Annotated in this window: 4 protein-coding genes; all 4 read left to right on the top strand. The window is 69.1% G+C overall.

Annotation, left to right across the window (positions count from 1 at the left end; all coding sequences use genetic code 11):
* The 4 genes from KY501_RS01910 to KY501_RS01895 are packed head-to-tail and all read left to right on the top strand — an operon-like array spanning position 1 to position 14,162.
* Positions 1–4,662, top strand: coding sequence for a type I polyketide synthase (locus KY501_RS01910; RefSeq protein WP_224360636.1), 4,662 nt, complete (start codon positions 1–3; stop codon positions 4,660–4,662).
* On the top strand, positions 4,659–6,263 hold the full coding sequence (locus KY501_RS01905) for a condensation domain-containing protein (RefSeq protein WP_224360635.1): 1,605 nt from the start codon (positions 4,659–4,661) through the stop codon (positions 6,261–6,263). Before KY501_RS01910 ends, KY501_RS01905 begins: the two co-directional genes overlap by 4 nt.
* 43 nt (positions 6,264–6,306) lie before the next feature.
* Positions 6,307–6,654, top strand: coding sequence for a nuclear transport factor 2 family protein (locus tag KY501_RS01900; RefSeq protein ID WP_224360634.1), 348 nt, complete (start codon positions 6,307–6,309; stop codon positions 6,652–6,654).
* Positions 6,655–6,698: 44 nt separating this feature from the next.
* Positions 6,699–14,162, top strand: a complete 7,464-nt coding sequence (locus KY501_RS01895; protein WP_224360633.1) for a non-ribosomal peptide synthetase — start codon at positions 6,699–6,701, stop codon at positions 14,160–14,162.
* The last annotated feature ends 21 nt before the right edge of the window (positions 14,163–14,183 follow it).

Genomic DNA, 14,183 nt, shown 5'->3' with positions numbered 1-14,183 from the left:
TTGAGCACCGCCCCCACCGGATCCCTTCCCGAAGCGAACTCGCCCCGCGAGACGGACATCGCCATCATCGGCATGGCGTGCCGCTTCCCAGGCGCCATGGACGTCGACGCCTTCTGGCGCAACCTGCGCGAGGGCGTGGAGTCCATCACCTTCTTCAGCGAGGAGGAACTCACACGCTCGGGCCTGCCATCCGAGCTGATCCGCAACCCGCGCTATGTCCGCGCCGCTGGCATCCTGCAGAACGTGGAGGGGTTCGACGCGGGCCTCTTCGGCTACAGCCCGCGCGAGGCGGAGCTGATCGATCCCCAGCAGCGGCTCTTCCTCGAGTGCGCGTGGGAGGCGCTGGAGAGTGCCGGGTGCGATCCACAGCGTTACCCGGGGACGATCGGAGTCTACGCGGGCTGTGGACTGAACACGTACCTGCTCAACAACCTGGCCACCCACGAGCAACTGCAGGCTTCGGCGCGCGCCTTCCAGGTGCTCATCAGCAACGACAAGGATCTGCTGCCCACGCGCGTGTCCTACAAGCTGAACCTGCGCGGGCCGAGCGTGAACGTCCAGACGGCCTGCTCGACGTCGCTGGTGGCCATCCATGTGGCCTGTCAGAGCATCCTCAACGGAGAGTGCGACGTGGCGCTCGCGGGCGGCGCCTCGGTGCGCGTGCCCCACAAGAACGGGTACCTCTACGAGGACGGGATGACGTTCTCGTCCGACGGCCACTGCCGCGCTTTCGACTCCACGGCCAGCGGCACGGTGGGCAGCAACGGCGTTGGCGTCGTGGTGCTCAAGCTCCTGTCCCAGGCGCTCGCGGACGGGGATGTGGTGGCCGCCGTCATCAAGGGCTCGGCCATCAACAACGATGGATCCTCCAAGGCGGGCTTCACCGCGCCGGGTGTCAACGGACAGCAGGCCGTCATCCAGGAGGCCCACGCCGTCGCGGGCGTCCCGGCCGGCTCCATCACCTATGTCGAGGCGCATGGGACAGGGACGTCGCTGGGAGATCCCATCGAGCTCACGGCGCTGACGCGCGCCTTCCGCGGGACCACGGCGGAGCGCGGCTTCTGCCGGATCGGCTCGCTGAAGACCAACGTGGGCCATATGGACACAGCGGCAGGGGTGGGCGGGGTGATCAAGGTCTCGCTCGCGCTGCAGCACGGGCTGCTGCCCCCCACGCTCAACTTCATCCGTCCCAACCCCGCAATCGACTTCGAGAACAGCCCCTTCGTCGTCAATGACCGGCTCACCCCGTGGCACTCCCAGGGAGGACCGCGGCGCGCGGGAGTGAGCTCATTCGGGATCGGCGGCACCAACGCGCACCTCATCCTCGAGGAGGCGCCTGCCCGGGCACCCACGCCTTTCAGCGACACGCCGCAACTCCTGGTGCTGTCGGCCCAGACCCGCACGGCGCTGGAGTCCTCCGCCACACGACTCGCCCAGCACCTCGAGGCCCATCCCTCCCTCTGCCTGGCGGACGTGGCCCACACCCTCCAGAACGGCCGGACCGAGCTGCCCCACCGGCTGTGCGTGGTGGCCACGAATCCCGCCGACGCGGCCCAGGTGCTCTCAGGCCCGGGCCGGGGGGAGCGACTGCTGTCCGGCTTCAGCGCGGCACGGGATCGACCCGTGGCCTTCCTGTTCTCGGGCGGAGGTGCCCAAGCAGTGAACATGGGCGCCGAGCTGCGGCGGCGAGAGCCCGTGTTCCAGGAGCACGTGGAGCGCTGCTGCGAGCTGCTCCGCAGCCGTTCCGGGCTGGACCTGGAGGCGGTGCTCTACAGCGCGCCCGAGCGCCAGGACGAGGCCGCAATCGCGTTGGGCAAGACGCGGTATGCGCTGCCCGCGCTCTTCGTCACCGAGTACGCCCTGGCCCAGCTCTGGATGTCCTGGGGCATCACGCCCAGCGCCATGCTGGGTCACAGCATCGGAGAGTACGTGGCGGCCTGCCTCGCGGGCGTCTTCTCGCTCGAGGACGCGCTCGAGATCGTCGCGGCCCGCGGAGCCCTCATCCAGGGGCTCCCCCGAGGTGCGAACCTCTCGGTCCCCTTGTCCGAGCAGGAGGTGCGCGCGCGGCTCACGGACGGCCTGTCGCTCGCGGCCGTCAACGCGCCATCCCTGTGCGTGATCTCCGGCCTTCCAGAGGACGTGAACGCGCTCCACCATCAGCTCACGGCAGAGGGCATCGAGAGCCGGTTCCTGCGCATCGAGCATGCCGCGCACTCTCGAGTGATGGACGCGATCCTCGCGCCCTTCCGCGAGCGGTTCACCGGCGTGAAGCTCCACGCGCCCACCCTGCCCTTCTTGTCGAACGTCACCGGGACGTGGATCACCGCTGGGGAGGCCACGGATCCGGGCTATTGGGTGAAGCAGCTCCGGCAGCCCGTGCGCTTCTCCGATGGCATCGCGCAGTTGCTGAAGGATCCCGAGCAACTGTTGCTCGAGATCGGCCCCGGCCGGACGTTGACCACCCTGGCGAGGATGCAGCCGGAGACGGGCTCTCGCACGATTCTCCCGTCGCTGAACCGCCAGCAGGACGCTGCCTCTTCGGAGCAAGCACATTTGCTGGGTACCCTGGGCAGGCTCTGGCTCGCGGGCCGCAGCCCCGATTGGAGCGGGGTGCACGCTCACTCCCGCCGGAACAAGATCCGTCTGCCCACCTATCCGTTCGAGCGCAGCCGCCATTGGATTGACTCCCAACCCCCACGGGCTGCATCCAGCGCGGCGCAGGCCCCCGCCCTGATGCGCAAGCCCGAGCTGGCGGACTGGATCTACCTGCCCTCGTGGCGGCGGACGGTGCCGTTCCTCGCGAGGAGCACGGCGCTCCCCCAGGTCCGCTGCCTGCTGATGATGGACGAGTGTGGTCTGGGCACGGAGCTCCAGGCCCGGCTGGAGGCCGCCGGCGTGCCGCCCATCGTCGTGCGCATGGGCGCGCACTATCACCGTGCGGGCCTGCGGGACTTCACCCTGGCCCCGGGAGAGCCCGAGCACTACCAGCGCCTGCTGGAGACATTGCGGCGAGAGGACCAGTTGCCCGAGGCCGTCCTGCACCTCTGGAACGTAACCCCCGAGGTGTTCCCCTCCCGGCTGCTGGAGGACGTAGAGCCCACCCTGGACCGAGGCCTGCACAGCCTCGTGTTCCTGGCCCAGGCCATCGGCCGCAGTGGCTTCACGCACGCGTGGCGGCTCCTGGTCGTTGCCAACCAGCTCGCCGAGGTGCTCGGCGACGAGGAGTTGCATCCCGTCAAGAGCGCTCTGCTCGGGGCATGCAAGGTCATTCCCCAGGAGTACACGGGCCTCTGGATCCGGTGTGTAGACGTGGTGCTGCCGCCTCCGAGCCGGAGCGGCGAACTCGCCGAGCCGCTGCTCCAGGAACTCAGCCAGCCTGAGGGCGGCGTGCTCGTGGCCTACCGCGGCCGGCACCGGTTCGAACAGTTCACCCGGCCCTTCCGGATGGAAGTCCCCACTGAGAGCACTGCGCGGTTGAAGGAAGGCGGTGTCTACCTCCTGGCTGGCGGGCTCGGGGGCATCGGACTCGCCCTCGCCGGCCATCTGGCGCGCACCGTCCGCGCGAGGCTCCTGCTCACGGGGCGAGGACCTTTCCCCGCGCGCGAGCAGTGGGACACCTGGCTCGCGGAGCACGAGGCGCGGGATGCCACGAGCCAGCGCATCCACCAGCTCCGGGAGATGGAGCGGCAGGGCGCACAGGTGTGGATCGAGCAGGCGGATGTCGCGGATCTCGAGCGCATGCGCACCGTGGTGCGGGAGGCCCTCCGGCGCTTCGGGAGGATCGACGGCGTCATCCAGGCCGCGGGGGTGCTGGACGAGGGAGGGCTCCTCCAGGGCCGGACGCGAGCCTCGCTGAGGCCGTACCTGTCCGCCAGGGTGCACGGCACGCTCGTGCTGCAGCGCGTGCTGGAGGGACAGCCGCTGGATTTCTTCCTGCTCTGCTCGACGCTCGGCACGGAGCTGCACCAGACGAAGTTCGGACAGGTGGCGCACTGCGCCGCGAGCGACTTCCTGGATGCCTTCGCTCCTTTCTTCACCCGGCTGGGGGGAACACCCACGGTGTCCGTCGGCTGGTTCGATTGGAAGGGCACCGGCATGTACCAGCAGGCCACGGAGCGGTGGGCCCAGCGCGGCGGAAGCGCCGGCCCCTCCGTATTCCAGGACGGCGTGAGTCCCAGCGAGGGCGCTCGGCTCTTCGGCGCGCTGCTGCGGCACCCCTTCTCGCGCGTCCTCGTCTCCCCGTTCGATCTGGAGGCGCTCGGACGGGAGGGCATGCTCGACGCCCGGGCCCGGCTGGAGGCCTCCGCGCCCCAAGCCCCTCCGCGCCAGGCCCATCAGCGACCCGAGCTCGGCACGCCGTATGTGGCGCCCGAAGGGGAGCTCGAGAACAAGCTCGCCTCGCTGTGGGAACACTTCCTGGGCATCCAGGGGATTGGCGTCCAGGACAACCTGATGGATCTGGGGCTGCACTCGCTCCTGGCCACCCAAGCCATCTCCAAGCTGCGCAGCGTCCTCCAACTGGAGCTGCCGCTCAGCGTGCTCTTCGAGTACCCGACCATCGCGGGGCAGGCGGCGTGCATCCAGACGCTCATGCGCTCCAGAGCTGCTCCCGCCATTCCTCCCGGGGCCCTGGCCCCCGAGCGCGAGGTGATCGAGCTATGAGGCCCGTCTCGGAGCTGCTGCGCCAGTTGGAGGAGCGCGACATCCGGGTGAGCGTCGACGCGGGAAACCTGCGCCTCGACGCGCCCAAGGGCTCGCTCACCCCAGAGCTGCGCAACGAGCTGAGCCAGCGCAAGTCGGAGCTCATCTCCTTCCTCGGCCAGGCCCGCGCGGGGATGGCAATCAGGAAGTCCGCCGCCCCGCCCGAGCCGCTGCTTCCCGTGAGCCGCGAGCAGCCGCTCCCCCTGTCCTTCGCGCAGCAGCGCTTGTGGCTCATCGAGCGTATGGGGTTTGGGGGCAACGCCTACAACACCCCCGCCAACATGCGCCTCCATGGCCCACTGGAGGCCACGGCCCTGCGCGCCTGCCTCCAGGAACTGGTCAACCGCCACGAGGCCCTCCGCACCCGCTTCCAGGAGACGGACGGCAACCCGACGCAGCATGTGCTGCCACCCACTGCCTACGCGCTCCCAGAGGTGGATCTCTCCCACCTGCCCCCAGTGGAGCGGGAGCGCGAGCTGGCCCGGCTGACGGTCGAGGAGAACGCCCGGCCCTTCGATCTGTCCCGGGGCCTGCTGCTGCGCTCGCGCCTGTTCCGCCTGGACGAGACAGACCATGTACTCGTGAGCACGTTCCACCACATCGCCTCGGATGGGTGGTCGCTGGACGTCTACTTGAAGGAGCTGGTCGCGCTCTACCCGGCGCTGGCCACGCGGCGCCCTTCCCCGCTGCCCCCGCTTTCCATCCAGTACGCGGACTTCGCTGTGTGGCAGCGCCGCTGGCTGCAGGGAGAGCGGCTGGACTCCCAGCTCGCCTATTGGCGCAAGGCGCTCGCGGAACTCGAGCCGCTGGCGCTCTGCACCGACAGCCCCCGCCCCTCCGTCCGCAAGCACGCACCGGGTGCCGGTCAGCGCATCCTCTTGTCCCACTCCCGCATCACCGAGTTGGAGAAGCTTGGGCGCACCCAGGGCGCCACCCTGTTCATGACGTTGCTGGCCGCGTTCCAGACCCTGCTCTACCGCTACACAGGCCAGGATCGCATCACGGTGGGCTCGCCCATCGCCAACCGCAACCGCGCCGAAGTCGAAGGGCTGATTGGCTTCTTCGTCAACTCGCTCGTGCTCTGCGGAGACTTCCGAGGGGATCCTCCCTTCATCGAGCTGCTGCGCCGCACTCGCGAGATGGCGCTCGGGGCGTATGAGCACCCGGATCTGCCCTTCGAGAAGCTCGTGGAGAGCCTGCAGCCCGAGCGCGATCCGAGCCAGAACCCGCTGTTCCAGGTCATCTTCTCCTTCCAGCAGCGCAAGGGCATGGGGGCATCGATCGAAGCGGGTGGGATGACCTTCATTCCCCTGCACTTCGAAGAGAACGCGGCCCGCTTCGATCTGGAGCTGCACATCTGGGAGGACCCCGAGGGCTTCCAGTGCCAGTTCATCTACGACACCGGCCTGCTGCGGGCGGACACCATCACCCGCATGCTCGGCCATTACCAGACGCTGCTGGACGGCATCGTCGCGCAGCCGCACAGCCGGCTGTCCGCGCTCCCGCTGCTCACCCACGCCGAGCAGCGGCAACTCGAGGCCTGGAGCATGGCGCAAGCGTGAGCGCCTCCGCCGTGTCCCACGACGAAGCACCGAAGAGGGTCCCATGTCGAAGGAGCTGATCGTCCAGATGTTCCATCACATCGACAGCAACAATTGGGCGGGGCTTCGTCCGCTGTTCTGCCGGGACGTCATCTACGAGCGACCCGGGTACGCTCCCATCATCGGGGCCCAGGAGTTGCTCGACTTCTACGAGCGCGTGCGCGTCATCGCGGCGGGACGCCACACGATCGACGGGCTGCTCACGGAAGAGGACAGCGCGGCCTGCTGGGGACACTTCGCGGGAACGCACCGCAATGGCACGCCGCTCCAGGTGCGCTTCGCCGACTGCTACACCTTCGAGGATGGAATGATCAAGAAGCGCACCTCCTACTTCTTCACGCCCGCGGTGTGACGGTGCCCACGATGCTGAGCCACCGCGCGTCAGAAGAAGCCGCCATGCCGTCACGCCCTGCCTGCATCCACCACCTCTTCGAGGCCCAGGTGCGCAAGGCCGGTGAACGGATCGCCCTGTCCTGTGGAGACACGCACTGGAGCTACCGCGAGCTGGACGCGCGCTCCAACCGCCTGGCTCACCACCTCGTCCAGCTCGGCGTGGGGCCCGGAGCGCTGGTGGGCGTGTGCATGGAGCGCTCGCTGGAGATGATGGCGTGCATCCTGGCCATCCTGAAGGCGGGAGGCGCCTATGTGATGTTGGACAGGACCTTCCCCCCAGAGCGGCTGGAGTTCTGCCTGCGGGACACACGGGTCTCCGTCCTGCTGAGCACCACGGATGTCGCCGCGCGGTTGCCGCCGCACGAGGCCCGGCTCGTGTGCCTGGACGCGCTGGGGGACACGCTGGCTCGCGCGCCCGAGACCGCCCCTGCCTCCCATGTGACGCCGGAGGATCTCGCCTACGTCATGTACTCGTCGGGCTCCACGGGGACGCCCAAGGCGGTCGAGGTCCCCCACCGCGCCATTCCCGGCTTCATCCTCGGCGTCCGGTACGTCACGTTCGACGAGGAGCAGGTGCTGCTCCAGTACTCCTCCATCTCCTGGGATGCGCTCACGCTCGAGCTATGGCCCGCGCTGCTGTGCGGTGGACGCTGCGTGGTGCACCCCGGCGCGACACCCAACCCCTCGGAGCTGGCGAACGCCATCCAGCGCCAGGGCATCACCACGCTGTGGCTGACCTCCGCGCTCTTCAACCTCTTCATCGACACCATGCCCGAGGCCCTGCGCGGCGTGCGTCAACTGATGACGGGAGGAGACAAAGTATCCGTCGCGCACGTGACCCGGGCGCTTCGGCTGCTGCCGGACACGCGCATCGTCAATGGGTACGGGCCATCCGAGTGCACCGTGTTCGCCACCTGCTACCCGGTGCCGCGGGACTTCGACGCGCGCCGGGAGTCGCTCCCCATCGGCCGGGCCATTGGGGATCGGATCGTCCACCTCCTGGACCGGCACCTCAACCGCGTTCCCATCGGCGTGCCCGGGGAGATCTACATCGGTGGCCCGGCCGTCCCGTGGGGCTACCGGAGCCAGCCCGAGCTGACTGCGCAGAAGCTCGTTCCAGATCCCTTCCGCGAGGAGCCCTCCGCGCGGCTGTACCGGACGGGCGATCGTGCGCGCTACCTGCCGGATGGCACCATCGAGTTCCTCGGCCGGGTGGACCGGCAGGTGAAGATCCGCGGCTTCCGCATCGAGCCCGGAGAGGTGGAGGCCCAGCTCCTCAAGGACCCACGGGTGCGGGACGTGGCCGTGGTGGTACGAGAGGAAGCCCCCAACGACAAGCGGCTCGTCGCCTACGTGGTGCCCGAAGGCCCTGGACTGTCCACCGGGGCGCTGCGCGAGTCGCTCGAAGGCGCCCTGCCCGCCTTCATGGTCCCCTCCGCCTTCGCCCTGTTGCCAGCGCTGCCGCTCACGCAGAACGGCAAGGTGGATGCCCGGGCACTGCCGCCTCCCGAGCACGGCTCCCAGGAGCAGGAGGAGTTCACCGGGCCGCGATCCCCGATGGAAGAGGCCATCACGGGCCTCTTCTCCGGCATGCTCGGCGTCGCGCGGGTGGGTATCCACGACGACTTCTTCGCGCTCGGCGGCCACTCCCTGCTCGCCACGCGGCTCGCCTCCCGGATCCGCAGCGTGTTCGGCGTGGAGCTGCCCCTGGTCAAACTCTTCGAGCTGCCGACCCCTGCGGGCCTGGCCGCCTGGGTCGAGGAACATCTCGAGCGCGGAGCGCGTCCCCTGGCTCCACCCCTGCTGCCCACCTCCACCCGCGAGAGCGTGCCCGCCTCGTTCGCGCAGCAGCGGCTGTGGTTCCTGGAGCAGTTGGGCTCGCTGGGCAACACCTACAACGTCGCCGTCAACCTCCGACTGAAGGGGACGCTGGATCGCGCGGCGTTGGGCCAGGCGCTGGATGAGATCTTCCGCAGACACGAGGCGTTGCGCACCTGCTTCCACGCCTCGGGCGATGAGCCGGTGCAGCGAGTCCTCCCCCTCACGACGTTGGATCTGCCCTCGTGGGATCTGTCGGACCTGTCCGCCGAGGAGCGTCAGCGCGAGCTGCTGCGGATGATCCAGCAGGAGAAGTCCACGCTCTTCGATCTCTCGCAGGGGCCGCTCATGCGCGCGCGTCTGCTGCGGCTGGGCGAGCAGGAGCATGTGCTCTTGGTGAGCTTCCACCACATCGCCTTCGACGGCTGGTCCGTGGGCGTCTTCTCCCGGGAGCTGCGCGCTCTCTACGCGGCGTTCCGCGCCGGCAAGCCCTCGCCGCTGGCAGCGCTGCCCATCCAGTATGCGGACTTCGCGCACTGGCAGCGCGGCTGGCTGCGAGGCCCCGCGCTCGAGGCGATGGTGAAGCACTACCGCGCCGCGCTCGCGGATCTCACCCCGCTCCAGCTCCCCACGGACTTTCCGCGCCCTGCCGTGGAGACGTTCCACGGAGGCTCGCGCCCGTTCCGGCTGCCAGTCCGGCTCACCTCCGCGCTGGAGGAACTGGGCCGTCAGGAAGGTGCGACGCTCTTCATGGTGCTGCTGGCGGGCTTCCAGACGCTCCTGCACCGCTACACGGGCCAGCCCCACATCACCGTCGGCTCGCCAATCGCCAACCGGGGCTACTCGGAGATCGAGAACCTCATCGGGTTCTTCGTCAACTCACTGGTGCTCTCCACTCCCTTCGAGGGGACACCCTCGTTCCGCGAGGTGCTCGCGCGAGCGCGGAGCACGGCGCTGGGGGCATATGCGAACCAGGATCTGCCCTTCGAGAAGCTCGTCGAGGAGTTACAGCCTCAGCGCGACCTCAGCCGCAATCCGCTCTTCCAGGTGATGTTCGCGCTCCAGGAGCGCGAGGCCATGGCGCCTCGCTTCGAGTTGGAGGGGCTCGAGTCCGAGGTGCTCGCATTGGACGAGGCGACCATCCGCTTCGATCTCGAACTCCACGTCTGGCCGAGCGAGGGAGGGCTCCGCGGAGGGTGCCTCTATAACGAGGATCTCTTCCGCCCGGAGACCATCGATCGGTTGCTGTCGCACTTCCAGACGCTCCTGGAGGCCGCCGTGGTGGCTCCGGACGAGCCCGTCTCGCGGCTGCCGCTGCTGTCCTCCGCCGAGCGTGAGCGGGTGCTGAACGAGTGGAACGACACGCGGGTGCGTTACCGCCGCGCCTGCATCCATGAGCTCTTCGAGGCCCAGGCGGCCCTGACGCCCCAGCAGACGGCGCTCGTCTTCGACAAGGCGGGCCGGGAGTCGCAGGCCTTCACGTACCAGGAGCTCAACGCGCGCGCCAACCAGGTGGCGTGGCACCTGCGCCGGCTGGGCGTGGGGGTGGAGGACCGGGTCGGCGTCTGCCTGGAGCGCTCGCCCGAAATGGTCATCGCCCTGCTGGGCATCCTCAAGGCGGGCGCGGCCTACGTACCGTTGGATCCGGCATACCCCGCCGAGCGTCTGCGCTTCATGATCTCCGATGCGCACCTCCGGATGATCGTGACACGCGAGTCCCTGCTGGACGCGCTCGGGCCCACCCCCTGCCGCACGAGCTGCGTGGACCGGGATCAGGCGGAGCTGGCTCGCGAAGCCGTAACCAACCCCGGCGTGGCCATCGATCCGCGCCAGGCCGCGTACGTGCTCTACACCTCCGGCTCCACGGGCCGTCCCAAGGGCGTGATCGTCCACCATGAGGGAGTTGCGGCCTTCTTCCGGGGGATGGATGACCGGCTTGGCACCGAGGCGCCCGGCACGTGGCTGGCCGTCACGAGCATCTCCTTCGACATCTCCGTCCTGGAGCTCTTCTGGACCCTCGCGCGAGGTTTCAAGGTGGTGCTCCTGCCGGACACCCGTGAGGAGCGGCAGCCAGCGCCAGCGCCGGCGAAGGCTCCCCGAACTCGCTCGCGAGGGATGGGGTTCAGCCTCTTCTACTTCGCCGACAACGCGTCCCAGCGTGGCGGAGACCGATACCGGCTGCTGCTGGAGGGCGCGCGGTTCGCGGACACCCATGGCTTCGAAGCGGTGTGGACGCCCGAGCGGCACTTCCACTCCTTTGGAGGTCTCTACCCGAATCCTTCCTTGATGGGCGCGGCGATCGCGGCGGTGACTCGGAGGGTGTCGATCCGGGCGGGCAGCGTGGTGCTGCCCCTGCACGATCCCCTGCGCGTCGCAGAGGAGTGGTCCGTGGTGGACAACCTCTCGCAGGGCCGCGCGGGCGTCGCGTTCGCCTCGGGCTGGCACTTCAACGACTTCGTGCTCGCCCCGGACCAGTACAACGGCCGCAAGGAGCTGATGCTGCGGCACATCGAGACCGTGCGCACGCTGTGGGGAGGCGGCGCCATCTCTCGCCGCAATGGCATCGGCCAGGAGATCCAGGTCCGGATCCAACCTCCGCCCGTGCAGGAACAACTCCCCATGTGGCTCACCGCGGGAGGCAATCCGGAGACGTTCCGGCTCGCCGGAGAGCTGGGCGCCCATGTGCTCACCCACCTGCTGGGACAGAACGTGCGCGAACTCGAGGAGCGCATCTCCATCTACCGCGAGGCGAGGGCCCAACGAGGCCTGGTGCCAGAGGAGGGTCGCGTCACCGTCATGCTGCACACCTTCGTGGGCGAGAGCGCCGCGCTGGTGTCCGAGCGGATCCGCGAGCCCTTCAAGAACTACCTGCGCTCCTTCACGGGTCTGCTCAATCCGGTCGCGGACCAGCACGGCCACCAGGTGGATCCCGAACTCATGCTGGAGCAGGCCTACCGGCGCTACGTGGAGACGAGTGCCCTGTTCGGAACTCCGGACTCGTGCGAGGAGCTGGTCCATCGCCTCCAGGCGCTCGGTGCCGACGAACTCGCATGCCTCATCGACTTCGGGATCGACAGCGACGAGGTACTCGCGAGCCTGCGCTCCCTGGACACGCTGAGGCAGCGCTTCCAGCGACACTCCGGGAACATAGCGGAGCAGGTATCCATGAGCTGGCCGCTGAGCCCTGGCAGCCCGCGGGGTCCGCTCGTGGAGGACAGCTCGCCAGCGGCGCTCATCGCCCGTCACCAGGTGACGCACCTGCAGAGCACTCCCTCCTTCGTCCGGATGATGCTGCTGGATCAGGACGGCCGCGCCGCGCTGGGCCAGCTCCAGAAGCTCCTGGTGGGTGGCGAGGCGCTCTCCCCAGCCCTGGCCCGAGAGCTGCTCGGGACGCTGAAGGGCGAGCTGCACAACATGTATGGGCCCACCGAAGCCACGGTCTGGTGCACCTCCGCCCTCGTGCGCCATACCGAAGGGCCCATCTCCCTTGGCAGGCCCACCGCCAACATGCGCCTCTATGTGCTGGATGGGCTGCTCCAGCCCGTCCCCCCCGGTGCGGTGGGCGAGGGCTACATCGGCGGCGTGGCACTCGCCCATGGCTACCTTGGGCGTCCAGAGCTGACGGCCGAGCGATTCATCCCGGATCCGTTTGGCGGCGAGGGAGGAAGGCTCTACCGCACGGGAGATCTCCTGCGGCACCTGCCGGATGGGAGCCTCGAGTTCGTAGGCCGCGCCGACCATCAGCTCAAGATCCGGGGCCACCGCATCGAGCCGGGCGAGATCGAATACCGGCTCCTGGAGCACCCGGACGTGCGCGAGGCGGCGATCGTTGCCCGCGCCGATGCCTTCGGCGATCCCGTGCTCACTGCCTATGTCGTGCCCTCCGCCGAGTTCGGCCGGAGCAAGGAGTCCAGCGCCCAGGCCCGGACGCAGGTGGAGGAGTGGAAGACGCTGTGGGGCGCTGTCTACGAAGAGGCGCTCAGCGAGCAACGTGGCGATCCGCTGTTCAACACCGCAGGCTGGCGCAGCAGTGTCGACAACCGTCCGTTGCCCGAGGACGAGATGCGGCAGTGGCTCGCGGAGCGTGTGGAGCGCGTTCTCGCGCTCCGGCCCCGGAGGGTGCTGGAGCTGGGGTGCGGCACGGGGATGGTGCTCTTCCAACTCGCGCCCCACTGCGAGGCCTACCAAGGCGTGGATCTCTCCCAGGCCTCGCTGGACTACGTGGCCACCCAGATCGCCCGCGCGGGAGAGCGCTTCCGCCACGTGACGCTCGCGCAGGGCGGCGCGGACGAGGTGTCCCGCATGGCCCCGGGCTCGTTCGACGCCGTCATCCTCAACTCTGTCATCCAATACTTCCCGAGCGTCGAGTACCTCATGGAGATCCTCGAGGGCGCGCTCCGGGTGGTGTCGCCCGGCGGCTTCGTCTTCGTGGGAGACGTACGGGTGCTCTCGCTCGCTCCCGCGCTCCGCGCTTCGGTGGAGCTGACGCGCGCCGGAGAGAGCATGACCGTGACGGCCCTCGCGCAGCGCGTGCGCAAAGCCGCCTTCGAGGAGAAGGAGCTCCTGATCGATCCGGCACTCCTCGCCTCCCTGCCCGAGCGGGGAATTGGCGCCAGCGCGGTAACCCTCCACCCTCAGCGGGGCCGCTACGCCAACGAGCTCAACAGGTTCCGCATCAACGCCGTGCTGTATGCGGATGGCGCGTCCGCCCCCTCCATCCTGAAGGACGTGGAGCCTCGGAGCGCGCCGGACCTGGAGGCGCTGCGGGCCTGCCTGGAGCGCGAGCAGCCCGAACGCGCCTGGTTCCATCACCTGTCCGACGCGCGGACCCAGCGAGACCGGCAAGCAGCGGCGCTGCTCTCCGCCGCTGCGCCTCCCGGAGACGTGCGAGAACTCCGCGCCTCGCTGGAGCATGAGCCACTCCAAGGCATCGATCCCGAGGCGCTCCACGCCCTCGCGAAGCGCCTGTCCTACGCCGTGGAGCTGTACTGGAACCCCGAAGGTGAGGGCAACTTCGACGCGGTCTTCATCCGCCAGGGACCGGGTTCGACAGCAGCCTCCGTTCCCAGCCCACCGCGACCCGCCGCGCGCCTCCGAGATCCCATCGCCTATGCCAACAACCCGCTGCGCACGCGGGCCACGACCGAGCTGCTCCCGGAGCTGCGGCGCTTCCTCGGCGAACGGCTGCCCTCGCCGCTGATCCCCTCGGCCTTCATCGCTCTGGGAGCCCTGCCCCTCACGCCCAACGGCAAGCTCGACCGCCGCGCCCTGCCCGCCTTGGAGACCATGACTGCTCGCGCCTCCATCGAACACAGAGCCCCCGCCACTCCCACTGAGGAGCTCGTCGCGCGGCTCTACACAGAGCTGCTGGGCCTGGACCGGATCAGCGCCCACGACCACTTCTTCGAGATGGGTGGGCACTCCCTGCTGGCCACTCGGCTCGTGACGCGGATCCGCGGCGAGCTGGGCATCGAGGTGTCGCTCCAGCTCGTCTTCGAAAAGCCCACCGTCGCGGGACTCTCCGCCGCCATCGACGCCCGTACCCCCAAAGCCCCTCCCCCCGGAGAAGCCGCCGCGCTGCTCGAGCAGCTGAGCCAGATGCCCGAGGAAGAAGCCCTCGCATTGCTCGCCAGCACCTCCACGCCCTGAGCCGCACGCTCCCCTCTCCAG

The sequence above is a fragment of the Hyalangium versicolor genome (genome assembly GCF_020103695.1).
Taxonomy (GTDB): domain Bacteria; phylum Myxococcota; class Myxococcia; order Myxococcales; family Myxococcaceae; genus Hyalangium; species Hyalangium versicolor.
This window is presented reverse-complemented; position numbering and strand designations above follow the sequence as displayed.